The 1,256-nt window shown below is 41.8% G+C and carries 1 protein-coding gene; it reads left to right on the top strand.

Annotated features, from left to right (window positions below):
* A partial coding sequence (locus SCA31_RS22375) for a hypothetical protein (protein WP_410699261.1) occupies nucleotides 1-1,256 on the top strand: 1,256 nt, incomplete at both ends.

The following is a 1,256-nucleotide window of genomic DNA, read 5'->3' as shown; positions in this document are numbered from 1 at the left end:
GATGTTTTTGTTGATGCAGGCTCAGGCTTTACTTCAGCCAGTAAAACCATTACCGTGAATGTCCCAGCCAATATGAGAAATATTACCTTCTCAGGAAGTACAGTACCTCCTGTTTTTAAAAGTTTAACTACTGCTAATCCTATTAATATCTACGGATCTTCCGTGTGGCAGGCCGGTATGGAAGTAAGTAGTGTATATATGTATTATCGTAATACGAATACTGCAAAAACGATTACAAGCAATGGAGTTTCAGTACATGCTGATGAGGTATACTTTGAAGAAGAAACATCAGTAAGCCTGCTGGATGACTATTCACTTGCTTTTGGAACAATGTGGCATACCGCCGGGACATTAACAACCAATAATCATAAAGTATCTTCGGGAGGGTATTCTGCTGAGGCAGGTATAAAGCCCAGAACACTGAATATGGGAAGTTCAGAATTTAATGTAACATCAAGCAACAGCGGTGCTTTCGCCGCAAAATCAACATTATTAACATTGAATGCCGGTACCTCACATATCCGTTTCACAGGCCTTGGAAACTGTAAGCTTTGGTCAAACGCAGGACAGCATTATAATAATGTAACCTTTGAAAATACAGGAACAGGAACGCTTGGATATTCTAATCCAACAGGGAAAGTGTATTATAACCGTGTAGAATTTAAAGGTGATGGGGTACTGGTAAGTGATAACGAGCTTAAAGAACTAATATTTAGTGAAGACAAAACCTACAGTCTGGAAGCTGGTAAGACACAAACAGTGACTACCCGTTTTTCTGCCCATCCTGCTACCTGTGGCGGACAGATTATGATTAATTCTTCATCAGCAGGAACTCAGGCCAAACTGGTGGCTGCTTCAGGAACCGTGATTGATGTGTCCGGAGCGGTGATGAAAGATATCAATGCGTCAGGAGGGGCTGTATTTAATGCGCTGCAATCTGTGGATAATGGCAATAATACCGGCTGGGTATTTTCAGCTGCTTCTGCCAAGAATTTATATTGGGTAGGTGGAAATGGAAACTGGAATGATGTCAGCCACTGGTCTTTTACTTCAGGAGGTACAGGAGGAGGCTGTGTTCCCGGTCCTAAAGACGATGTTTTTTTCGATGGCAATTCCGGCTTTACAGCAACCAGTAAAACGGTAACCGTAAACGTTCCTGCGAAGATGCGGAATATTACTTTTTCGGGAAGTTCCGTACCGCCTGTTTTGAATAGTGCAAGTATATATAATATTCTCGATATCTACGGATCTTCTGA

The sequence above is a fragment of the Chryseobacterium sp. SIMBA_028 genome (genome assembly GCF_046535285.1).
GTDB lineage: Bacteria > Bacteroidota > Bacteroidia > Flavobacteriales > Weeksellaceae > Chryseobacterium.
The sequence above is the reverse complement of the archived record's forward strand: the minus strand, read 5'-3'. Positions and strand labels throughout refer to the sequence as shown.